Consider the following 20,679-nt stretch of genomic DNA (forward strand, 5'->3'; position numbering starts at 1 on the left):
GCCGGCCTTGCCGGCGCGGCACTGAAGGAGATAATCATGGCATACAGCGACAAGGTAATGGATCACTACGAAAACCCGCGCAACGTGGGCTCTTTCGAAAAAGGCGACGACAGCGTGGGCACCGGCATGGTGGGCGCGCCGGCCTGTGGCGATGTGATGAAGCTGCAAATCAAGGTGGGCGAGGACGGCGTGATTCAGGACGCCAAGTTCAAGACTTATGGCTGCGGTTCCGCCATCGCCTCTTCCTCGCTGGTGACCGAGTGGGTCAAGGGCAAATCGCTGGACGAAGCGCTGGACATCAAGAACACCGCCATCGCTGAGGAACTGGCGCTGCCGCCGGTGAAGATTCACTGCTCCATCCTGGCCGAGGACGCGATCAAGGCCGCGGTCAACGACTACAAGCAGAAGCACGGCAAATAATTCAGCGGGGACACATCATGGCTATCACGCTTTCCGAACGCGCCGCCGCGCACGTCAGCGCCTTCATCGCCAAACGCGGCAAGGGCCTGGGCATCCGCTTGGGCGTCAAGACCTCCGGCTGCTCCGGCATGGCCTACAAGCTGGAGTTCGTTGACGCGGCCAGCGATGACGACGTGACCTTTGAAAGCCATGGCGTCACCGTGTTCACCGATGCCAAGAGTCTGGCCTATATCGACGGCACCGAGCTGGATTACGCCAAGGAAGGTTTGAACGAGGGTTTTCAGTTCAACAATCCCAACGTCAAGAACGAATGCGGTTGCGGCGAAAGCTTCAACGTCTGATCCCGATGGGCGGGACGCGCTAACGCGCGCCCCGCTCCACTGCACGCTAAGCTTTCCAGCCTTCCCCTATGAGCACCGACTTCAGCCAAGACTTCTTCTCCCTGTTCGACCTGCCGCGCCGCTTCGCCATCGATAGCCAGGCGCTGGAACAAGCCTGGCGCACCGCGGCGGCCCAGGTCCATCCCGACCGCTACGCCAGCGGCAGCGACGCCGACAAGCGCAGCGCGCTGATGCAGGCGACCCGGGTGAATGAAGCCTACCAAACGCTGAAGTCGCCGCTGAACCGCGCCCGTTATCTGCTGACCCTCGCCGGTGTCGACACTCAGGAAGACACCAATACCCAGATGCCCACCGACTTCCTGATGGCGCAGATGGAGTGGCGCGAGAACATCGAAGCCGCTCGCGATGCCGACGATCTGGCGACGCTGGAAACGCTGTCGCGCCAACTGCGCGCCCAGAGCCGCGAACATCAGGCCGAGCTCGAGCAAGCGCTGGATCAGCGCTCGGATTTGGACGCGGCGGCGCTTCTGGTGCGAAAATTGCGGTTTTTGCAAAAGCTGGACCAGGAAATCGGCGATGCGATCGAGGGCTTGCTCGGCTGAGTCCACGGCCGCCGCCCGCGCCGCTCCCCGTGAGCCGGCGCCGCGCCGGACCTTGCCGCTGCCAGCGGCTCACCTCCTACTGACTTGAACTGAATATGGCCTTACTGCAAATCGCCGAACCCGGACTCTCCGCCGCTCCGCACCAACACCGACTCGCCGTCGGGATAGACCTGGGCACCACCAATTCGCTGGTGGCCTCGGTGCGTAGCGGCTCCGCCTCCGTGCTCAAGGACGAGCACGGCCGCAGCCTCTTGCCCTCGGTGGTGCGCTATGCCGACGAAGGTCATGTCAGCGTCGGCTACGAAGCCCAGAAAGAGCAGAACAAGGACCCGCACAACACCATCGTCTCGGTGAAGCGCTTCATGGGTCGCGGCCTGGCCGACCTGCCCGATGCCGGCAACCTGCCCTACCGCTTCGTCGACGCCCCCGGCATGCTGCAGTTGGTCACCCGCGGCGGGGTCAAGAGCCCGGTCGAGATCTCTGCCGACATTCTGCGCACACTGAAACAGCGCGCCGAAGCCAGCCTGGGCGGCGATCTAACCGGCGCGGTGATCACGGTGCCGGCCTATTTCGACGACGCCCAGCGCCAGGCCACCAAGGACGCCGCGCGCCTGGCCGGGCTGAACGTGCTGCGCCTGCTGAACGAACCCACCGCCGCCGCCATCGCCTACGGGCTGGACAACGGCAGCGAAGGGACTTACATCGTCTACGACCTGGGCGGCGGCACCTTCGACGTATCGATTCTCAAGCTCAGCCGCGGCGTGTTCGAAGTACTGGCTACCAGCGGCGACTCCGCGCTGGGCGGCGACGATTTCGATCACCGCGTCTACTGCTGGGTGCTGGAGCAAGCCGGCCTCTCCGGGCTTGGCGCCCAGGACACCCGCTTGCTGCTGACCCGCGCCCGCGAGGCCAAGGAAGCGCTGACCGAGCACGCGGAAACTCAGATCACCGCCTTGCTGTCCGACGGGCTGACGCTGGATCTGACGCTGGACCAGGAAACCTTCCGCCGCATCAGCAAGAATCTGGTGGACAAGACCCTGCTGCCGGTGCGCAAGGCATTGCGCGACGCCGATGTCGCGCCGGAAGACGTCAAGGGCGTGGTGATGGTGGGCGGCGCCACCCGCATGCCGCAAGTGCAAAAAGCCGTCGGCGACTTTTTCGGCCAGCCGCCGCTGACCAATCTGGACCCGGACAAGGTCGTCGCGCTGGGCGCGGCGATCCAGGCCAATGTGTTGGCCGGCAACAAGGGCGATGAGGAATGGCTGCTGCTGGACGTGATTCCGCTGTCGCTGGGCATTGAAACCATGGGCGGACTGACCGAGAAGATCATTCCACGCAATAGCACCATTCCAGTGGCGCGCGCCCAGGATTTCACCACCTTCAAGGACGGCCAGACCGCGATGTCCATCCACGTGCTGCAAGGCGAGCGCGAACTGGTGAGCGATTGCCGCTCACTGGCCCAGTTCACCTTGCGCGGCATTCCGCCGATGGTGGCCGGCGCCGCGCGCATCCGCATCACCTTCCAGGTGGACGCCGATGGCCTGCTGGAAGTGTCCGCCCGCGAACAGACCTCCGGCGTGGAAGCCCGCATCGAGGTCAAGCCCTCTTATGGCCTCAGCGACGAGGAAATCAGCCGCATGCTGACCGAGTCCATGAGCCATGTGCATGAAGACATCGAGGCGCGAAAACTGCGCGAGGCCATCGTCGACGCCACCAGCCTCAGCGAGGCCTGTCGCGCGGCGCTGGCGGCCGATGGCGATCTGCTGGACGCCGATGAGCGCGCCACGCTGGATCAGGCGCTGGCCGTGGTCGATGCCGCCATCGCCGCGGCCCAGACCGCGCGCGATGTCAATGAAGCCAGCGGCCGCCTAAACCGCGCCTCCGAAGAATTCGCCTCGCGGCGCATGGATCGCAATATCCGGCGCGCGCTCAAAGGCCACAATATTTCTGATTTGTAAGGATCCGCCATGCCGCGAATCATCGTACTGCCCCACGCCGACCTCTGCCCTGAAGGCGCGGTCATCGACAACGCCGAAGCGGGCCAAAGCATCTGCCAGGTCTTGCTGGACCACGATATCGAACTGGAACACGCCTGCGAGATGTCCTGTGCCTGCACCACCTGCCATTGCATCGTGCGCGAGGGCGGCAACTCCCTGAACGAAGCCGACGAGCTGGAAGAAGACCTGCTGGACAAGGCCTGGGGGCTGGAAGCCCAATCCCGGCTGTCCTGCCAGGCGATTGTCGCGGAAGAGGATTTGGTGATAGAAATCCCCCGTTACACCATCAACCACGCCCGCGAACACCACTAGGAACACGCCCAAAAATCCCTGTAGCCGCGTTGCGCCGCCTTGCCGTACCTCATGTACTGTCTGCGGCGGCGCGCCTTGCTACAGCCGCTGCGCTGGATTTTATGAGCGGTTCCCCGCTCAGGAGACAAGAAGATGAAATGGACCGACGTGCTGGACATCGCCATCGAACTGGCGGAAACCCATCCGGAGATCGACCCCAAAACCGTGCGCTTCGTCGATCTGCACAACTGGGTGGTCACGCTGCCGGACTTCGACGATGATCACAGCCGCGGCGGCGAACGCGTGCTGGAAGCGATACAGCAAGCCTGGATCGACGAAGTGGAATAAACAGGCCAAGACCATTTGCCTGATACGGAAAGCCGCCGCCCCCGGGACGCGGCTTTTTGCTCGCCTAACGCACCGCCTGGCCGCTGCTCCAAGCCTGGCGCAAGGCGCGACCGCAAACCGCCGATTGCAGATAGGGCTTGTCCGTCGCCGAACGGGACAGCCAGCCGGCGTGCGCCTCGCGCGCCAGCACGCCGTAATGGGCTTTATCCCGGCTGATCCATGGATAGAAGCCGAAAGCGCCCGGACTGCTGAACGCACCGTCGCCGCTGCCGGGATCGTCTTCCACCCAGTGGCCTATCGAATAATGCCAAACCTCGTTTTCCGGTATCGGGCTCTGCAGCGCCTGCCGCGGGCAGGCGCGTGGATTGGCGCATACCGCGTGCGCGCCCAGCAAGGCATGGATGGCAAGCCGCCCCGCGATGATGGCCTGCAGGAAACGGGCATAATCGCCGGCGCTGCCCACGCCGCCGCCTGCCGGCTGCGGCTGCGCATAGCCGAAGCCCCAGTCGGCGCCCATCACCGATAAGCCGTTGCGGACTTCAACCGCCAGCGCCTCATTGCCATCCTCGCCCAGCCCCATTTCCAGCGCATGCCGCTGCATATGCCCGCCGTTGTAGAAGAAACGGCCATCCCCCGCCGCATCCGGCCGCCCATAGTCATTGATGCGGCTATTCATGCAGCTGGCCACTGTCTGCCAGGTGCCACAGCCGCGCAGCCCGGTATAGGCGCTGCGAAAACTCAGCAAACGGATATCGGACTCGCTCAAGCGGCCCTGGCGCCGCTGCACGACATAGGCGGCGTAAATCCACTTGGAGGCGGAAGCGAGCGCCAGCCGTGTCTGCCGCCCCGGCGCGCCCGCGCCGACGGCGCCGCTGGCCAGTAATCCGCCGCCATCGCCGATTTCCCAGTAAAACGGCCGCGCGGCGCGGCAAGCCTCCGCCCGCTCGGCCGTGGCCTGCGTCGCGGTGGCGCGCTCCGCCTGCGTCGGCGGCTGCGCCGCAACCATGGCAGCCAGCCCGAAAGCCATCGCGCCCAGCCAGATTTCCATGCCCCTCATCGCCCGCCTCCGTTTTCCCTCCGCGCCGATCCTCGCCGGCGGCCGCCACAGCTCAGTGTAGTCGACGCCGCGCACAAGCTTTGATATCCGCATAGGAAAACCCAGGCCGATGGCGGTATCATCGGGTTCAGGCTGCGACAGCCCGTCGGCAGCCTCCCCAACCGAACGGAGTCACTGGATGTTCACCCTCATCATCGGCAATAAAAACTACTCATCCTGGTCCTTGCGCCCCTGGCTGGTGCTGAAAATGCTGGACGAGCCGTTTGAAGAGCAGCAGATCGATCTCTACCTGTCCGACACCAAGGCGCGCATCCTGGCCGCCAATCCGGCCGGCAAGGTGCCGGTGCTGATAGACCGCAAGCTGCGGGTCTGGGATTCGCTGGCGATCTGCGAATACCTGGCGGAATGCTTTCCCGCCGCCAAGCTATGGCCGGACGACGCCGGACTGCGCGCGGTCGCCCGCTCCATCGTCGCCGAAATCCATTCCGGCTTCTCCGCGCTACGCGAACACCTGGCGATGAATCTGACGCTGCGCCACATCAATTACCAGAGCACGCCAGCGGTGGAATTCGACATCGCCCGCATCATCTCGCTGTGGGAAGAGCATCTACCGCGTCACCAGGCAGACGGCGAATTCATCTTCGGCGGCTTCAGCATCGTTGATGCCTTCTTCGCTCCCATCGCCACCCGCTTCCACACTTACAACGTCAAATTGCCAGAACAATCGCAGGCTTATGTCGACCGCCTGCTGGCTTTGCCGGCGATGCGGGAGTGGTATCGCGCCGCTCAGGCGGAAGGTCAGCGCGCTTCATAACGGATAATGTCGCAATTAGAGTGGAAGGACGCGCCATAACTCATTAGAATGGCGCGTTTTTTTATATTTTTTACGCGTAGAAGGATAGTTTCATGACCACCCCGTTCATCATCGGCGTTGCAGGCGGCAGCGGCAGCGGCAAAACCACGGTGACCAACCAAGTTCTGGAAACCATTGGCTCCGAGATGGCGGCTGTGATCATTCAAGACTTTTACTACCGCGACCAGAGCCATCTGACCTTCGAACAGCGCCTGGCGACCAACTACGACCACCCGCAGGCTTTCGACTGGCCGCTGCTGATCGAGCACATCGATGATCTGCGCAATGGCCGCGCCATCGAAATGCCGGTCTACGACTTCGCCAACCACACCCGCGCCGAGGAAACCATCACTGTGCAGCCGGCGCCGGTCATCGTCATCGAAGGCCTGTTCCCGCTGTACGACGCCGCGTTGCGCGACATGATGTCCTTGAAGATCTTCGTCGACACCGATTCCGACGTGCGCTTCATCCGCCGTCTCAAGCGCGACATCACCGAGCGCGGCCGCACCACCGACAGCGTGATCGAGCAATACCTGACCACGGTGCGCCCGATGCACAACCAGTTCATCGAACCGACCAAGCGCTTCGCCGACGTGATCCTGCCGCACGGCGCCAACGATCCGGCGGTGGACATCATCACCACCAAGGTGGCGAGCCTGATGGTACATAATTGATTCACGCGGCGGCATCCACGCCGCCGTCTTCCGCCCGCTCTTCCAGCGGGCGCCACGCACAGGAGCATTCCATGCATACGATCAAACCGCGCAACCCACACGCTTGCGCGCCCATCATGAAAAAAGGCGGCGCCCACGCGCGCAGCCGCTCCGGACAGCGCCAAGCCGGACGCCAGGCCATGCTGGCCGAACTGGATCTGGAGCTGGATCTGAATTGGCACGAGGCGGACGCCTACCCCCCGCAGCCGCAAGCCGCGGCCGACGACGAGCCGGCGGTTTTTGGCGACGTGAATAACAAAGAGCCGCGCAATGCGCGGCTCTTTGTTATTCACGGGGCCCTGCCGGCGTTTAAACGCCGGACTTCAATTGCAGCAAGTCCCAGCGATTGCCGTACAAATCCTCGAACACCACCACGGTGCCATATGCTTCCTCGCGCGGCTGCTCACTAAAGCTCACGCCCGCCGCCGCCATGCGGCGGTAATCGCGCCAGAAATCGTCGGTATGCAGGAAGAAACCGACGCGGCCGCCGGTCTGCGTGCCCACCACCGCCTGCTGCCGCTCATTGCTCGCCTTGGCCAGCAGCAGCGCGCACTCGCTCGCCCCCGGCGGCGCCACGCGCACCCAGCGCTTGTCCTCGCCCTGCCGTTCGTCCTCCAGCAACACAAAACCCAACTTGTCGACATACCAGGCGATGGCTTCATCGTAATCCGTCACCACCAGGGCGATCGAACCCAAAAACTGTTTCATCTCACGCTCCAAACAAAAACGGCGTCCCCGAGGACGCCGTGACCCGCTTAGCCAAGCCCCAGTGGGCCAAGCCGACAGCGCTTACTTGCCGATATGCGGCGCCAGCGTGTGCAGCAGCTGCGCCAGCACTTTCGGGTTGGCGGCGACAATGTCGCCGGACTCCAGCCAGCCCTGCTCGCCGGACAAGTCGGTGACGATGCCGCCCGCTTCCTGCACGATCAGGCTGCCCGCGGCGATGTCCCAAGGCTTGAGGTTCAGCTCCCAGAAGCCTTCCACGCGGCCGCAAGCCACATTGCACAAGTCCAGCGAGGCCGCGCCTTCGCGGCGCACGCCGGCGGTCTTGGCCAGCACATCCTTGAGCATGCCCAGGTATTGGTCGATATAGCTTTGGTCGGACACCGGGAAACCGGTGGCGATCACGCATTCATTCATCATGAAGCGCTTGGACACGCGGATGCGGCGATCGTTGAGGAAGGCGCCGACGCCGCGCGAGGCGGTGAACAGATCGTTGCGGTTGGGGTCGAAGACCACGGCTTGCTGCACCTGGCCCTTGTGCGCCAGCGCGATGGAAATCGCGTACTGCGGGTGGCCGTGCAAGAAGTTGGTAGTGCCGTCGATGGGATCGATGATCCACTCGTATTCCGACGAACCGATGCCTTTCGCGCCGGACTCTTCTGCTAGAATCGCGTGCTTGGGATAAGCTTCCAGAATGGAAGCGATGATGGACTCTTCCGCGGCGCGGTCCACTTCGGTCACGAAGTCATTGTGTTTCTTGCGCTCTACGCGCACCGCGTCGAGATTCAGCGACGCGCGCTGAATGACACTGCCAGCGCGGCGAGCGGCTTTCACCGCGACATTGAGCATCGGATGCATTGACGGCCTCTACACTTTCAACCATGACAGACGTCCGCCACATGACGCGACGTCTGCTAGTAACAATCTGGGTTAAGGAACAAGAAAAACCCGGCGCAATCGGGCAAGGCGACATGCCTGCCCATCCGGCAAGCGCTGGCCTTGCGCGCAAAACGGCGCGCGGGCTTTTCGATAAGCCGGCTATTTTAATGTGAAACTGCTGATGAATAAACCCCAAGTACCTGATTTTCTGAAAAACATTCGCGTGGTGTTGGCGCGGCCCAACCATCCGGGCAATATCGGCTCCGCCGCGCGGGCGATGAAGACCATGGGCCTGAGCCGGCTGTATCTGGTTGAACCCAAAGTGTTTCCCAGCGACGAAGCCAATACCCTGGCCTCCGGCGCGGTGGATCTGCTGGAGCAGGCCACCGTGGTGTCCAGCCTGGCCGAGGCCTTGCAAGACGTCACCATCGCCTGCGCGCTGACCAGCCGCCGCCGCGAGCTGACCACCCCGCTGTCCACCCCGCGCCAGACCACGCCGGAATTGGTGGCGCGCGCCCGCGCCGGCGAACAGGTGGCCCTGGTGTTCGGCAATGAAACCTTCGGCCTGTCGATCGAAGAAGTCGAGCAATGCAATCGCCTGGTCACCATTCCCGGCAACCCGGACTACTTCTCGCTGAACCTGGCGATGGCGGTGCAGGTGATGACTTATGAGCTGTTCAGCCACACCGGCGTGGACGTCGACTACCTGCGCGCGGACAGCGACGCGGCGGCGCTGGGCGAGGTGGAAGGCTTCTGCGGCCACCTGGAACAGACCATGGACAAGATAGGCTATTTCCGCCGCCGCAACAGCGAGCGGATGATGCGCCGGATGCGCACCCTGTTCAACCGCGCCGGCCTGCTGCGCGAGGAAATCGACATCCTGCGCGGCTTCCTCAAACAGGTTCAGCGCGCCGCCGACGGCGAAGTCCGCCGCGATGCCCCCGCCAAGGATGACGACTAAGCCGCTGTTCACCCTGCCCTACGCGCACCCGGCGGTGCGCGATCTGGCTTTTCTGCTGACCGCCCCGGCGCCGTGGAACAGCGGCGCCGACATCGCGCCGCAACGGCTGCTGGGCGCCGACGGCCCGGCGCTGCTGCAAGCGCTGGACGCCGATCCGGCCGAACTGCACGGCTGGCTGGCGCGCCAGCCCACCCGCCGCCTCGGCCATTACGCGGAACGGCTGCTATCGTTCTGGTTCCGGCTGGCGCCGCATATCCAGCTGCTTGCCAACAATCTGCCGGTGCGCGGCCCGGACGGCCGCACCATCGGCGAGTTCGACTTCCTGCTGCGTCTCGACGGCCAGCCGCTGCACCTGGAAACCGCCAGCAAGTTCTACCTCCAGCTGGGCCGCGACGCGGACACCCTGACCGGCCCCAGCCTGCGCGACGCCTGGGCCTTGAAAGCCCGTAAATTGCAAACCCAGCTGCGCCTATCTCGCCACCCGGCGGCCCAAGCCATGCTGCCGTCGGGTTTTGCCGGCTGCGCGGTAGGCGCCCGGCTCAGCGGCTGGCTGTTCCACGCCCTGGACACCGCGCCGGAACCGCCTCCGCAGGCCCAACCGCTATACGGGCAATACTGGCCGCTGCGCGGCGAATGGCCGGCCTCCAGCACGGCCTCGCGCTGGGCCTGGCTGCCCAGACTGAGCTGGCTGGCGCCGGCGCGGCTCGGCTTCGAACAGACCCATACCGCGGCGGCATTGCGCGCGCAGCTGGAACAGGCGGCGGCGCCGCAATTGCTGGCGGAGCTGCAAGCCGGCGCCGATGCTTGCTGGCATGAAGTGGCGCGCGGCTTCGCCGTGCCGCCCGGCTGGCCGCAGGAAGCGCCCTTGTCGCGGCTGTTGGAGCAAATCGCCGGCAGCCCTAGCCCATGAAAAAAGGCAGGCCCATGGCCTGCCTTCAGCAATGCGGCGCTGCGCGCTCAATGCCCGTTGGCGTGCGCGCAACCGGAGATCAGCGCTTTTAGCTCGTCCACCATCACCAGCTGGATATGCTTATGGTCTACCGTAATCCAGCCTTGCTGCTGGAACTTGGACAACGTGCGGCTGACGGTTTCCAGTTTCAGGCCCAGGAAGCTGCCGATTTCCTCACGGCTCATGCGCAGGATGAAATCATTGGCGGCAAAGCCACGAGTGGACAGACGCTGCGACAGATTGAGCAGGAAGGCGGCCAAGCGCTCCTCCGCCTTCATGTTGCCCAATAGCAACATTACATTCTGATCACGAACGATTTCGCGGCTCATCAAGCGGTAGAAATGGTGCTGCAGCGTGGGAATTTCGCGTCCCAGGCTCTCCATGCGGCTGAACGGCAGTTCGCACACCTCGCTGTCTTCCAGCGCAATGGCGTCGCAACCGTGTACATTGGCGGAAATGCCGTCCAGGCCCATCAATTCGCCGGACATATGGAAGCCGGTGACCTGTTCACGGCCGTCCTGGCTGGCGACGCTGGTCTTGAAGAAGCCGGTGCGCACCGCGAACAGCGAACGGAAGCCCTCGCCGCTGCGGAACAGGTACTCGCCGCGCTTCAAACGGCGGCTCTGGCGGATCACCGCGTCAAGCTGGGTCAACTCCTCGCGGTTGAGCCCAACCGGCAGACAGAGTTCCTTCAGGCTGCAGTTGGAGCAGGAGACCTTCAGGTTATGCAAAGAGATATGGTTCTGATCGGACATGGCATGTTTAGTGCAAGCTTGCGCTGAAGCTTGACCCTTATCAAAGCGAAATTCGCAGGATTTCCGCAAATTTACCAGTCCACCAGAGGTTTTGCTATCCAAATACGACATGAAGACCACCCACCCATTTTCTCCTGCCCATTTTGAATTCGACCGCGCGCTGATCGAGCGCCTCGACGGGACAGGTCCTAGATATACGTCATACCCGACTGCGGATCGCTTTACGCCGGGTTTCGCCGAAACAGACTACATCCACTGGCTACGGCAGCGCAGCATCGGCGCCAACCGTAAACCTTTATCATTGTACGCTCATATACCTTTTTGCAACACTATCTGCTACTACTGCGGTTGCAACAAGATCATCACCAAGGACAGCAGCAAGGCTGACTTGTACCTGGACTATCTGGAAAAAGAAGTCCGCATGGTCGCCTCCTGTCTGGGGCGCCGCGAGCAGGTGATACAGCTGCATTTCGGCGGCGGCACCCCCACCTTCTTGTCCGACGCGCAACTGGAACGACTGATGACCTTGCTCAAGACTCATTTCGAGTTCTTGAAGGAGGGGGAGTATTCCATAGAAATAGACCCGCGCAAAGTCAGCGCCGCGACAATCTTCAAGCTGGCCGAACTCGGCTTCAACCGCATCAGCGTCGGCATTCAGGACTTTGAGCCGGCGGTGCAGCAGGCGGTGAACCGGGTGCAGTCCGAAGAGGAAACGCTGGAGGTGATCCAGGCCGCGCGCGATGCCGGCTTCAAGTCGGTCAGCGTAGACCTGATCTACGGCCTGCCGCTGCAGACCCGGGAATCGGTGCGCCGCACGCTGGACAAAGTGATCGCCATCGGGCCGGACCGGCTGGCGCTGTACAACTACGCCCACCTGCCCACCGTGTTCATGCCTCAGCGCCGCATCAACGAGGCCGACCTGCCCTCGGCGGAAACCAAACTGGATATTCTGCAAGACTCGGTGCAGCGCCTGGCCGACGCCGGCTATGTCTTCATCGGCATGGACCACTTCGCCAAGCCGGACGACGAGCTGGCCACCGCGCTGCGCCAAGGCCGGCTGCAGCGCAATTTCCAGGGCTATTCCACCCACGCCGACTGCGACATGATAGGTCTTGGCGTGTCGTCAATCGGCAAGGTCGGCCCCTGCTACAGTCAGAGCGCCAAGGATCTGGACAGCTACTACGCGGCGCTGGACAGCGGCCACCTGCCGGTATTGCGCGGGCTGACGCTGGACAATGACGACATTTTGCGCCGCAGTATCATCCAGGGCCTGATGTGCCGCTTCTCGCTGTCGGTGGAGGCGCTGGAGGAAATCCACGGCATCAACTTCGCCGAGTACTTCGCCGAAGAACTGCCGCAGATCCGCGAGTTCCAGCAACTAGGCCTGCTGTCCTTCGACGGCGACTTCATCATGGTGGAACCCAGGGGGCGCTTCCTGATCCGCAATATCGCGATGATCTTCGACCGCCACCTGCGCGAGCGCCGCACTCAGGCGCGCTACTCCAAGACCATTTGAGCTTGCTCCACAGCAAAACAGCCCGCGTCGAAACGCGGGCTGTTTATCGTTGGAACCAGGTTCAGACTTACCAGATGTCTTTTTCCACCTTGGCCGCCAGTTCCGGGTAATCCGCCACCTTGAACACCGGAGTGGACTCGCCCTGCTTCAACTGGCGCTCGTAATCCTTCAGCACGATGAAGAAATAGCGCGACAGCAGCACAATGGCCACCAGATTGATCAAGGCCATCAAGCCCATGGCGAAGTCGGCCATATCCCATACCAACGGCAAACTGGCCACCGCGCCGAACATCACCATCGCCAGCACGATCAGGCGGAAAGCCAGCAATATCCGCTTGTTGCTGCGGATGAACTCGACATTGCCCTCGGCATAGGCGTAATTGCCGATGATGGTGGAAAACGCGAACAGGAACATCGCCACCGCCAAGAAGGACGCGCCTATCGGCCCGAACTGCGCCTCGATCGCCTTCTGCGTCAGTGCCACGCCGCTCAAGCCCTGGTCGTGCACGCCGGACAACAGGATGATGGCCGCGGTGGCGGTACAGATCACCATGGTGTCGATGAAGACGCCGAACATCTGGATCGCGCCCTGGCTGGCCGGATGGCGCGAAGTCGCCGTCGCCGCCGCGTTGGGGGCGGAGCCCATGCCGGCCTCGTTGGAGAACAGGCCGCGCTTGATGCCCAGCATCATCGCCTGGCTCACCGCGTAGCCAGCGAAACCGCCCGCCGCTTGCTCCAGGCCGAAGGCGCTCTTGACGATCAGCACGATCAAGCCCGGCAGCTCGGCGGCATGCACCGCCAGCACATAGAAGGTCATCAGCAGGTAAATCGCCGCCATTACCGGCACCAGCCATTCCGCCACCCGCGCCACCGAACGGATGCCGCCAAAGATGATGGGGGCGGTCATCACCACCAGCGCCACGCCCACCATATAGCGGTTCCAGCCCCAGGCGCCCTCGGTGGCCGCCACGATGGAATTGGCCTGCACCGCGTTGAACACCAGGCCGAAGGCCAGAATCAGGCACAGAGCGAAGACCACGCCCAACCAGCGCTGGCCCAGGCCTTTTTGAATGTAATAGGCCGGGCCTCCGCGGAAGGTATCGTCATGGTGATTGGTCTTGAACAGCTGCGCCAAGGTCGACTCGGCAAAAGCGCTGGCCATGCCCAGCATCGCGGTCAGCCACATCCAGAACACCGCGCCGGGACCGCCGGCGGCAATGGCGATGGCCACGCCGGCGATATTGCCGGTGCCCACCCGGCTGGCGAGGCCGGTGGCAAAGGCCTGGAACGGCGAAATATCATCCTTGCTGCGGTGGCCGCCACGGCCACCCATCATTTCGCGCCAGCCGCGCGCGAACAGCCGCAGCTGCAACAGGCCGGAGCGCAGCGAGAAATACACACCGACGGCCAGCAGCAGGCCGATCAGCACCTTGCCCCAAATCACATCATTGGCGGCATTGATAAAAGAATGAAGCAACTCCATGATTCCTCTTAAAGCTCTGAGCGTGACAATCTGGAAATGGGCGACGCGCGCCGGAAGGATTTCAGACTGGAAGGTTGGTTTCTGCCCCGGTCTTGATGCCGGGATGAGGGCTTATCACGGGTTCACGATCTGCTGCGCGTCGTGAGACGTCACACGATGAATGCGGCTCTGAAATGCTCATGCGCCAAGCACATTCCGCTTCCTCAGCCATTTTCGCCTTGTCTCGCTCTTGCCCGCGAGATCGTGAATCGGCTCTAAAACCCTGAATCGAGCCGCCGCGGCGATCGCCACGCGGGCCGATATGGGCGGCTCAAACGCACCAGAACAGACTGAGCGATGACGCTATTTTGTCAGACTGTTTCCATGCGAAACCCGGCGAATTTAGCAAAATAGAGTGTTTGCTGGCAATGGAATTCACACGCGGTCGCTCTGCCTCCACCACCGCGCAAGCAACACCATAAGCATATTTATTCAGCTGTTATTCCTGACAGCATCCGACGCGGCAAAACACCAATAGCATTTTAAATGACCAAGGCATTTTTTTGGCAAGCCATGCCAATAACGCCCAGCAGGCGTCGCACTGCACTGCGCTTCTGGCTGATATAGCCCTTAGTCATTGCCAAGCTTGCCGTCCATCGCTCAGCTCTCTTGCCCGAAAATTGCCTATTCTGGTACAGACACGGCCAAGAACCCTATTGCGGGCGCCGCCGCCATCGCCGGGAGCGAGATGATGACAACACCCATGGTAAGGTTGATGCAAGGTCTGAGCTACCCCAGCCGTTTCGCGCTGATCGGCGCGGTATTCGCGGCGGCCCTGCTCTATATGGTGTACGGCCTGTACCGCACCAATCAGGACAATATCGACTTCTCGCAAAAAGAAAGAGTGGGCGTCGCCTACATCCAGCCGCTGAATCGGGTGCTGGGCGCGCTGGAACTGGCGCAGGACCTGGCGGTGCGAGCCGCGCAGGGCAACGCCGCCGCCAAGGCCGCACAGCCGGAGGCCGTGGCCCGACTCGACCAGGCATGGACGCAGTTGCAAAACGCCCATGCCCAATCCGGCGGCGCCCTGCAGAGCGAAGACGCCTGGAAAACCGCCAGCGCGGCGCGCGCGGCGCTCGCGCAACTGGGCAGCGCCCCGCCCGACAAGATCATCGCCGGTTTCGACAATGCCGCCGACAAACTCAACACCCTGCTGGGCGTCGCCAGCGACAACTCCAACCTGACGCTGGACCCGGACATCGACAGCTACTACCTGATGGACGCGGCCACCACCAAGCTGCCGACGCTGGCCAACACCATAGGCGAGGCGCTGGCCTGGGCCGCCAAGCCCGAAACTGGGCAAGCGCTGACGCCGGCCGAGCGCGACCGTCTGGTCGAATTGCGCCCGCTGATCAGCAGCGCGCTGGACGGCCTGAACAGCGACCTGGCCAAGGCCCAGGCCTATAATTCCGCCGTCAAGAGCGCGCTGGACGCCGACAACCAGCAATTGGCAGCCTTCCGCCAGCTGCAAGTGACGGCCATAGACGGCGCGGTGGCGGGCAAGACCGGCTCGGCGCTGGGCGTGGCCGGCCTGGCGGCGCGCAGCGCCAGTGTCATCACCCATTTCAGCGATAGCGCGCTGCAGAACCTGGATGGCTTGCTGCAGGCCCGCATCGGACGGATGCAAGGCCAGCGCAATCTGTATATCGGCATCGGCCTCGCCACCATGTTGCTGGCCAGCTTCCTGTTCCATCAGCTCTATCTATCCATCACGCTGCAACTGGGCGGCGAGCCCTTCTATGTGCAAAGCGTGGTCGAACAACTGGCAGCCGGCCAGTTGGGCATCCAGATCCAGCTGCGCGCGCAGGACAACAGCAGCCTGCTCGCCGCCATCGGCCAGATGCGCAATCAGCTGCGCGAAACCGTCGTCCAGCTATTGGACACCTCGCGCGAAGTCAACGCCGCGGCCGACCAGATGGCGCAAAGCGCGCAGAACATCAGCCATAGCAGCACTCAGCAGACCCAGTCGGCGGCCAGCATGGCGGCGGCGATCGAGCAACTGAGCACCAGCCTGATGGTCAGCGCGGAACAGTCGGAACAGGCCAACCAGCTGTCCCGCACCGCGGTTAGTCAGTCCAGCGAGGGCAACGCCATCATCAGCGAGGCCGGAGCCAGCATGGACAGCATCGTTCGCGATGTGAGCTCGGCTTCGGAAACCATAGGCGCGCTGGGCAAACAGTCGGAATCCATCGCCAGCATCGTCGACGTGATCCGCGATGTCGCCGATCAAACCAATCTATTGGCCTTGAACGCCGCCATCGAGGCGGCGCGCGCCGGCGAACAAGGCCGCGGCTTCGCCGTGGTTGCCGACGAAGTGCGCAAGCTGGCCGAGCGCACCGCGCAGTCCACCACCGAGATCAGCGGCATCGTGTCCGAGATTCAGCGCACCTCGCAGCAGGCCATCGCCAATATGCAGACCGGGATGAGCGCAATCATGCAAGGCCAGGATAATACCCGCAGCGCCGGCGCCAGCATCGCCACCATCCGCCAGTGCGTGGACCAGGTGCTGGACAGCATCCACCAGATCAGCCAGGCGCTGCGGGAGCAGAGCAGCACCAGCCAATCGCTGGCGCAAAACGTGGAAGACGTGGCGCGGATGTCGGAAACCAATGCCAGCGCCGTCGAAGCCAGCGCCCAGACCGCGAGCGAGTTGCAAGCGGTGTCGCAGCGGCTGGGGCAGCTAGCCGGCCGCTTCAGCGTCTAAGAGCCTGTTCAAAGTCTCGCGAGCAAGAGCGAGACAAGGCGAAAACGGCTGAGAAAACGGAATGTACGGTTGGTACATGAGCATTTCGAAGCCGGTTTCAACGCCCATTTCTATCCATCCCGCCGATGCGCAGCAGACTTTGAACAGGTTCTAAGAACCTGTTTACGATCTCCCGAGCACCAGTGAGCTCGTCAACCCCTGCTACCCCGCCGCCAGCAGATCCAGCCGGTCGGTGCAGACACTATCCACGCCCCAGGCCAGCAGCCGCTCGGCGTCGGCGGGCCGGTTCACCGTATAGCACAGCAATTGAAAGCCGGCTTGCTTGATCGCGGCGGCCAACTCCGCGCTCAGGCCCAGATAATCGCAGTGCAGCGCGATGCAGCCCAGTTCGCGCAAGCGTGTCTCCCAGTCCGCCGGCACCTGCTCCACCAGCCAGGCGCGCGGCACATGCGGCGCGGCTTCGCGCGCTGCGCGCAGCGCTTCCGCGGAAAAAGACGACAGCAAGGGCGGAACCGGAGCCGCGGCCCATAGCCGCGCGGCCGCGGCCGCCACCAGCGCGCCGGTGTCCTTCTCCCGTCCCGGGCAGGGCTTGATCTCGATGTTCAAGGCGATGCCCTGGGCCAGGCAGTAGGCGGCGACATTGTCCAGCGTCGGCATCGGCTCGCCGGCAAACGCCGCGCCCTTCCAGCCGCCGGCGTCCAGCCGCGCCAATTGCGCCATGCTCATCGCCGCAGCCGCGCCGTGGCCGTTGCTGGTGCGTTCCACCGTGTCGTCGTGCAACAGAAAGCAGACATCGTCGGCGGACAGTTTCACATCGCACTCGGCGCCGCGATAGCCGTAGCGCCGGCCTTCGCGGAAACCGGCCAAGGTGTTTTCCGGCGCCAGGGCGCCGCCACCGCGATGGGCGATGAAGCGCGGATAAGGCCAGGCCGGAGTGGAACCGGAGTCAGACATAAGGGCTTCCTTGAGCTTGCCGCGTGGACAAAAGGGGCTATTGTCGCCGCGACGGATTGCAGGCGGATGACGAACTCCCAGTATGGCAACAGCCGCCATTGCAAAGCAAAGGCGGCTGTTGTGAGCGCATGACCCGGCCTGGATTTACTGATAAGTCAGCGCATTGGCCTTGCCATGGAACACCCGATAAACGAAGGCGGTGTACAGCAAGATCACCGGCAACACCACCGCCGCGCCCCAGAAGATCACCCACAGCGCCGCGGTGTCGCTGGCCGAGTGCCAGATGTCCAGCCGGCCTATCACCACTTCCGGGAACACGCTATAGGTCAGCCCCCAGAACGACAGCAGCACGACGCCTACGGTGCAGGCAAACGGAGCCCAGCACCAGTTATCGTTGCCGGCGGCCTGGCGCACCGCCAAGCGCGGCAGGATCACCCACAAGGTGGCGAACAGCACGATGCAGCCCAGCGGCAGCGGCAATAGCAGCAGGAATTCTGGCAAGGCGAACCACTTGGCGGCGATATGGCTGCTGGCCAGCGGCGTGGCCACCGACACCAGCAGCACCGAAAGCCCCGCGCCGGCCAGGCTGCGCCGCGCCCAGGCCACCGCCTTGGCCTGCAAGGCGCCGCTGGTCTTCATGATCAGCCAGCCGGCGCCCAGCAGCGTGTAGGCCGCCGCCAGGCCGATCCCGGCCAGCAGCGCGAAGCCCCAGGCCAGCCAGCCGTCGGCGAAACCGGTCAGATAGCGGCCCAGCATCACACCCTGGGTCAGCGCCGCCAGCAGCGAGCCACAGGCGAAGGCGACATTCCACCACGGCTTGTGCGGCTCGCGCGCCTTGACGCGGAAGTCGAAGGCCACGCCGCGCACGATCAGGCCGGCCAGCATCAGCGCCACCGGCAGATACAGCTCGCCGAGGATGATGCCGTGCGCCAGCGGGAAGCCCACCAGCAACAGGCCCACGCCCAGCACCAGCCAGGTTTCGTTGGCGTCCCAGAACGGACCGATGGACGCGATCATCATGTCCTTCTCGTCATTGCTGGCGAAGGGCAGCAGCAGCCCGACACCGAGGTCGTAACCGTCCAGCACCACATAGATGAGCATGGACAAGGCCATCAGGCCGGCGAATACCACCGGCAACCAATACGCGGCGCCACTCATGCCAGTTTCTCCTCGAGATGCGCAGTGTCAGCGCCGGACTGGCCGGCGGCCTTGCCGGCCATGTAGAACAATACCGAGACATAAGCGCTCAGCAGTACCAGATACAGGCTCAGATACATCGCCAGCGTCGACGCCACCATGCCGCCGGTCGCCGGACCCGCCGCCTGCGCCGTGGTCAGCACCCCTTCCACCAGCCACGGCTGGCGGCCGATCTCGGTCACATACCAGCCGGCCAGCGTCGCCACCCAGCCGGCGAAAGTCATGCCCACCAGCGCGCGCAGCATCAGCGGAGCCAATTGACCGCGGCGGCGCAGCTGCCAACAGGCCAGCCAGGACACCAGCAGCATCAGCGCGCCGACGCCCGCCATCACCCGGAAGCTCCAGAACACCTTGCCCACCGGCGGATGCTGGGCGAACTCGTTGAGACCGCGGATCTCGCCGTTGGGATCATGGGTGATGATCAGGCTGGCCAGCTTGGGAATGCCCACCGCCATATCGTTCTGGCGGGTTTCCGCGTTGGGCAGCGCGAACAGCAGCAGCGGCGCGCCCTTCTCGGTGTGCCAGATGCCCTCGATCGCCGCCAGCTTGGCCGGCTGATGCTTGAAGGTGTTCAGGCCATGCATGTCGCCCACGAAGATCTGCAGCGGAATCAGCAGCGCCGCGGTGATCACCCCGGTTTTCAACGCCAGCTTGGCGCCATCGCTGCGGTCGCCCTTCAGCCGGCGATAGGCCGACAGACCGGCGACCAGGAAGGACGCGGTCAGGCCGGAAGCGATCAGCATATGGCTGAGCCGGTACGGCAGCGAGGGGTTGAAGATCACCTCCAGCCAGCTGGTCACCACCGCCTTGCCGTTCACCATCTCGAAGCCGGTCGGGGTCTGCATCCACGAGTTCAGCGCCAGGATCCAGAACGCCGACACCGTGTTGCCGAAGGCGACCAGGAAGGTGGCCCAGGTATGCACCCGTTCCGACACCCTGGAACGGCCGAACAGCATCACGCCGAGGAAGGTGGCCTCCAGGAAGAAGGCGGTCAGGATCTCATACGCCAAGAGCGGGCCGGCGATATTGCCCACCGTCTGCATATAGCCGGGCCAGTTGGTGCCGAACTGGAAGCTCATGGTCACGCCGCTGACCACGCCCAAGGCAAAGGACAGCGCGAAAATCTTCACCCAGAAACCATAGGCGTCCATCCAGCCCTGTTGGCCGGTTTTCAGATAGCGCAGCTTGAAGAACAGCAGCACCCAGCCCATCGCAATATTGATGGTGGGGAACAGAATGTGAAAGGAAATATTGGCGCCGAACTGCATGCGCGCCAATACCAGCGGGTCAAAGTCCATGGCTACTCCCTGTCGCCGTCGCGACTGGTCAGTTTCGAAAGCGAGTGGGTGAATTGCAGGATTTTCTGCACCTGCGACCCCATTTTCATCAGGCGCTGCAAAGTCTCCACGTCCATGTGCTGGATATCGGAGAACCAGGTGGTGACCAACTCGATCAGCTGGTACATCTCCTTCATCCGCGCCTGGGCATGGCGCTCGGCCTCGCTGGCCGGCGCTTCCATGATGGCGCCGCGCAACATGGTCAACGTCGGCTCCACCTCGCGTTTCTTGCGCTCCTCGGCCAGGGTCTTGAAGATGGCCCACACATCATCGGGCGTGGAGAAGTATTCGCGACGATCGCCAGGGAAATGCTGCAGCCGGACCAGGCGCCAGGACTCCAGCTCCTTCAGCCCCATGCTGACATTGGAGCGCGAAAAGCTCAGGCTCTCGGCGATTTCATCCGCGTTCAGCGGCTTCTCCGATACATATAGCAGCGCATAGATCTGGCCGACAGTGCGATTGATGCCCCAGCGGCTGCCCATTTCACCGAAATGCAGCACGAAGGACTGAACGAGAGGCGGTATATTCATGACATTCTCAATTTTCAGGAATTTCTGAAA

Annotated in this window: 21 protein-coding genes; 12 read left to right on the forward strand and 9 right to left on the reverse strand. The window is 63.3% G+C overall.

Translation table 11 applies throughout. The features are described 5' to 3' along the window. The first annotated feature begins 36 nt into the window (after positions 1-36). The 6 genes from iscU to iscX all read left to right on the forward strand — a co-directional run bounded on the left by iscU (position 37) and on the right by iscX (position 3,999). Entirely contained in the window at positions 37-420 is a 384-nt protein-coding gene (iscU, locus tag ACE3QM_RS18660; protein ID WP_048411946.1) for a Fe-S cluster assembly scaffold IscU, read from the forward strand. 17 nt (positions 421-437) lie between these two features. Further along, on the forward strand, positions 438-761 hold the full coding sequence (gene iscA, locus ACE3QM_RS18665; RefSeq protein WP_048411945.1) for an iron-sulfur cluster assembly protein IscA: 324 nt from the start codon (positions 438-440) through the stop codon (positions 759-761). A gap of 68 nt (positions 762-829) precedes the next feature. Beyond that, on the forward strand, positions 830-1,363 hold the full coding sequence (gene hscB, locus ACE3QM_RS18670) for a Fe-S protein assembly co-chaperone HscB (protein WP_048411944.1): 534 nt from the start codon (positions 830-832) through the stop codon (positions 1,361-1,363). Between the two features lie 95 nt (positions 1,364-1,458). Continuing rightward, positions 1,459-3,321, forward strand: coding sequence for a Fe-S protein assembly chaperone HscA (hscA, locus tag ACE3QM_RS18675; RefSeq protein ID WP_048411943.1), 1,863 nt, complete (start codon positions 1,459-1,461; stop codon positions 3,319-3,321). Between the two features lie 9 nt (positions 3,322-3,330). Next, positions 3,331-3,672, forward strand: a complete 342-nt coding sequence (gene fdx, locus ACE3QM_RS18680) for an ISC system 2Fe-2S type ferredoxin (RefSeq protein WP_048411942.1) — start codon at positions 3,331-3,333, stop codon at positions 3,670-3,672. 132 nt (positions 3,673-3,804) lie between these two features. Continuing rightward, positions 3,805-3,999 (forward strand): Fe-S cluster assembly protein IscX, encoded by a 195-nt coding sequence (gene iscX, locus ACE3QM_RS18685; protein ID WP_048411941.1) that lies wholly within the window; start codon positions 3,805-3,807, stop codon positions 3,997-3,999. A 64-nt stretch (positions 4,000-4,063) separates the two neighbouring features. Here iscX and ACE3QM_RS18690 read toward each other — a convergent pair whose 3' ends face one another. Further along, the gene (locus tag ACE3QM_RS18690; protein ID WP_374423979.1) at positions 4,064-5,056 is read right to left on the reverse strand and encodes a hypothetical protein; all 993 of its coding nucleotides are present in this window, start codon (positions 5,054-5,056) and stop codon (positions 4,064-4,066) included. A 178-nt stretch (positions 5,057-5,234) separates the two neighbouring features. Between ACE3QM_RS18690 and ACE3QM_RS18695 the strand changes: the two genes are divergently transcribed. Both ACE3QM_RS18695 and udk read left to right on the forward strand, forming a co-directional pair. After that, complete coding sequence (locus ACE3QM_RS18695; RefSeq protein ID WP_048411939.1) at positions 5,235-5,870, forward strand: glutathione S-transferase family protein; 636 nt, start codon at positions 5,235-5,237, stop codon at positions 5,868-5,870. A 92-nt stretch (positions 5,871-5,962) separates the two neighbouring features. Next, on the forward strand, positions 5,963-6,583 hold the full coding sequence (gene udk / locus ACE3QM_RS18700; protein WP_048411938.1) for a uridine kinase: 621 nt from the start codon (positions 5,963-5,965) through the stop codon (positions 6,581-6,583). A 348-nt stretch (positions 6,584-6,931) separates the two neighbouring features. Here udk and ACE3QM_RS18705 read toward each other — a convergent pair whose 3' ends face one another. Further along, positions 6,932-7,330: a VOC family protein gene (locus ACE3QM_RS18705; RefSeq protein WP_048411784.1), complete on the reverse strand. Its 399-nt coding sequence runs from the start codon at positions 7,328-7,330 to the stop codon at positions 6,932-6,934. A gap of 81 nt (positions 7,331-7,411) precedes the next feature. Then, positions 7,412-8,203: an inositol monophosphatase family protein gene (locus ACE3QM_RS18710; RefSeq protein WP_048411783.1), complete on the reverse strand. Its 792-nt coding sequence runs from the start codon at positions 8,201-8,203 to the stop codon at positions 7,412-7,414. Between the two features lie 202 nt (positions 8,204-8,405). On the opposite strand from ACE3QM_RS18710, the gene ACE3QM_RS18715 reads away from it, so the two are divergent. Next, positions 8,406-9,185, forward strand: coding sequence for an RNA methyltransferase (locus ACE3QM_RS18715; RefSeq protein ID WP_231463814.1), 780 nt, complete (start codon positions 8,406-8,408; stop codon positions 9,183-9,185). Further along, positions 9,175-10,095, forward strand: a complete 921-nt coding sequence (locus ACE3QM_RS18720; protein WP_231463816.1) for a DUF1853 family protein — start codon at positions 9,175-9,177, stop codon at positions 10,093-10,095. The genes ACE3QM_RS18715 and ACE3QM_RS18720 overlap by 11 nt, the downstream gene beginning before the upstream one ends. Positions 10,096-10,142: 47 nt before the next feature. Here ACE3QM_RS18720 and fnr read toward each other — a convergent pair whose 3' ends face one another. Next, positions 10,143-10,889: a fumarate/nitrate reduction transcriptional regulator Fnr gene (gene fnr / locus ACE3QM_RS18725; RefSeq protein WP_043590811.1), complete on the reverse strand. Its 747-nt coding sequence runs from the start codon at positions 10,887-10,889 to the stop codon at positions 10,143-10,145. 109 nt (positions 10,890-10,998) lie between these two features. On the opposite strand from fnr, the gene hemN reads away from it, so the two are divergent. Beyond that, positions 10,999-12,405, forward strand: coding sequence for an oxygen-independent coproporphyrinogen III oxidase (hemN, locus tag ACE3QM_RS18730; protein WP_048411780.1), 1,407 nt, complete (start codon positions 10,999-11,001; stop codon positions 12,403-12,405). Positions 12,406-12,472: 67 nt separating this feature from the next. Here hemN and ACE3QM_RS18735 read toward each other — a convergent pair whose 3' ends face one another. Beyond that, positions 12,473-13,888, reverse strand: a complete 1,416-nt coding sequence (locus ACE3QM_RS18735; protein ID WP_048411779.1) for a sodium:alanine symporter family protein — start codon at positions 13,886-13,888, stop codon at positions 12,473-12,475. A gap of 754 nt (positions 13,889-14,642) precedes the next feature. On the opposite strand from ACE3QM_RS18735, the gene ACE3QM_RS18740 reads away from it, so the two are divergent. After that, on the forward strand, positions 14,643-16,631 hold the full coding sequence (locus ACE3QM_RS18740) for a methyl-accepting chemotaxis protein (protein WP_374423984.1): 1,989 nt from the start codon (positions 14,643-14,645) through the stop codon (positions 16,629-16,631). Between the two features lie 201 nt (positions 16,632-16,832). Here ACE3QM_RS18740 and ugpQ read toward each other — a convergent pair whose 3' ends face one another. The 4 genes from ugpQ to ACE3QM_RS18760 form a co-directional block, all read right to left on the reverse strand. Then, positions 16,833-17,585, reverse strand: a complete 753-nt coding sequence (gene ugpQ / locus ACE3QM_RS18745) for a glycerophosphodiester phosphodiesterase (RefSeq protein ID WP_374423985.1) — start codon at positions 17,583-17,585, stop codon at positions 16,833-16,835. A gap of 144 nt (positions 17,586-17,729) precedes the next feature. Further along, the gene (locus tag ACE3QM_RS18750; protein WP_374423987.1) at positions 17,730-18,743 is read right to left on the reverse strand and encodes a cytochrome d ubiquinol oxidase subunit II; all 1,014 of its coding nucleotides are present in this window, start codon (positions 18,741-18,743) and stop codon (positions 17,730-17,732) included. Further along, complete coding sequence (locus ACE3QM_RS18755) at positions 18,740-20,080, reverse strand: cytochrome ubiquinol oxidase subunit I (protein ID WP_048411775.1); 1,341 nt, start codon at positions 20,078-20,080, stop codon at positions 18,740-18,742. The genes ACE3QM_RS18750 and ACE3QM_RS18755 overlap by 4 nt, the downstream gene beginning before the upstream one ends. A gap of 2 nt (positions 20,081-20,082) precedes the next feature. After that, positions 20,083-20,649, reverse strand: a complete 567-nt coding sequence (locus ACE3QM_RS18760; protein WP_048411774.1) for a GbsR/MarR family transcriptional regulator — start codon at positions 20,647-20,649, stop codon at positions 20,083-20,085. Between the last annotated feature and the right edge of the window lie 30 nt (positions 20,650-20,679).

Origin of the sequence: Chromobacterium sp., assembly GCF_041912965.1 — a bacterium.
GTDB lineage: Bacteria > Pseudomonadota > Gammaproteobacteria > Burkholderiales > Chromobacteriaceae > Chromobacterium > Chromobacterium aquaticum.

What these genes read in the sequence shown, in the direction of transcription:
- iscU (WP_048411946.1), top strand. Translation starts at nt 37, where the DNA reads ATGGCATACAGCGACAAGGTAATGGATCACTACGAAAACCCGCGCAAC.
- iscA (WP_048411945.1), top strand. Translation starts at nt 438, where the DNA reads ATGGCTATCACGCTTTCCGAACGCGCCGCCGCGCACGTCAGCGCCTTC.
- hscB (WP_048411944.1), top strand. Translation starts at nt 830, where the DNA reads ATGAGCACCGACTTCAGCCAAGACTTCTTCTCCCTGTTCGACCTGCCG.
- hscA (WP_048411943.1), top strand. Translation starts at nt 1,459, where the DNA reads ATGGCCTTACTGCAAATCGCCGAACCCGGACTCTCCGCCGCTCCGCAC.
- fdx (WP_048411942.1), top strand. Translation starts at nt 3,331, where the DNA reads ATGCCGCGAATCATCGTACTGCCCCACGCCGACCTCTGCCCTGAAGGC.
- iscX (WP_048411941.1), top strand. Translation starts at nt 3,805, where the DNA reads ATGAAATGGACCGACGTGCTGGACATCGCCATCGAACTGGCGGAAACC.
- ACE3QM_RS18690 (WP_374423979.1), bottom strand. Translation starts at nt 5,056, where the DNA reads ATGAGGGGCATGGAAATCTGGCTGGGCGCGATGGCTTTCGGGCTGGCT.
- ACE3QM_RS18695 (WP_048411939.1), top strand. Translation starts at nt 5,235, where the DNA reads ATGTTCACCCTCATCATCGGCAATAAAAACTACTCATCCTGGTCCTTG.
- udk (WP_048411938.1), top strand. Translation starts at nt 5,963, where the DNA reads ATGACCACCCCGTTCATCATCGGCGTTGCAGGCGGCAGCGGCAGCGGC.
- ACE3QM_RS18705 (WP_048411784.1), bottom strand. Translation starts at nt 7,330, where the DNA reads ATGAAACAGTTTTTGGGTTCGATCGCCCTGGTGGTGACGGATTACGAT.
- ACE3QM_RS18710 (WP_048411783.1), bottom strand. Translation starts at nt 8,203, where the DNA reads ATGCATCCGATGCTCAATGTCGCGGTGAAAGCCGCTCGCCGCGCTGGC.
- ACE3QM_RS18715 (WP_231463814.1), top strand. Translation starts at nt 8,406, where the DNA reads ATGAATAAACCCCAAGTACCTGATTTTCTGAAAAACATTCGCGTGGTG.
- ACE3QM_RS18720 (WP_231463816.1), top strand. Translation starts at nt 9,175, where the DNA reads ATGACGACTAAGCCGCTGTTCACCCTGCCCTACGCGCACCCGGCGGTG.
- fnr (WP_043590811.1), bottom strand. Translation starts at nt 10,889, where the DNA reads ATGTCCGATCAGAACCATATCTCTTTGCATAACCTGAAGGTCTCCTGC.
- hemN (WP_048411780.1), top strand. Translation starts at nt 10,999, where the DNA reads ATGAAGACCACCCACCCATTTTCTCCTGCCCATTTTGAATTCGACCGC.
- ACE3QM_RS18735 (WP_048411779.1), bottom strand. Translation starts at nt 13,888, where the DNA reads ATGGAGTTGCTTCATTCTTTTATCAATGCCGCCAATGATGTGATTTGG.
- ACE3QM_RS18740 (WP_374423984.1), top strand. Translation starts at nt 14,643, where the DNA reads ATGCAAGGTCTGAGCTACCCCAGCCGTTTCGCGCTGATCGGCGCGGTA.
- ugpQ (WP_374423985.1), bottom strand. Translation starts at nt 17,585, where the DNA reads ATGTCTGACTCCGGTTCCACTCCGGCCTGGCCTTATCCGCGCTTCATC.
- ACE3QM_RS18750 (WP_374423987.1), bottom strand. Translation starts at nt 18,743, where the DNA reads ATGAGTGGCGCCGCGTATTGGTTGCCGGTGGTATTCGCCGGCCTGATG.
- ACE3QM_RS18755 (WP_048411775.1), bottom strand. Translation starts at nt 20,080, where the DNA reads ATGGACTTTGACCCGCTGGTATTGGCGCGCATGCAGTTCGGCGCCAAT.
- ACE3QM_RS18760 (WP_048411774.1), bottom strand. Translation starts at nt 20,649, where the DNA reads ATGAATATACCGCCTCTCGTTCAGTCCTTCGTGCTGCATTTCGGTGAA.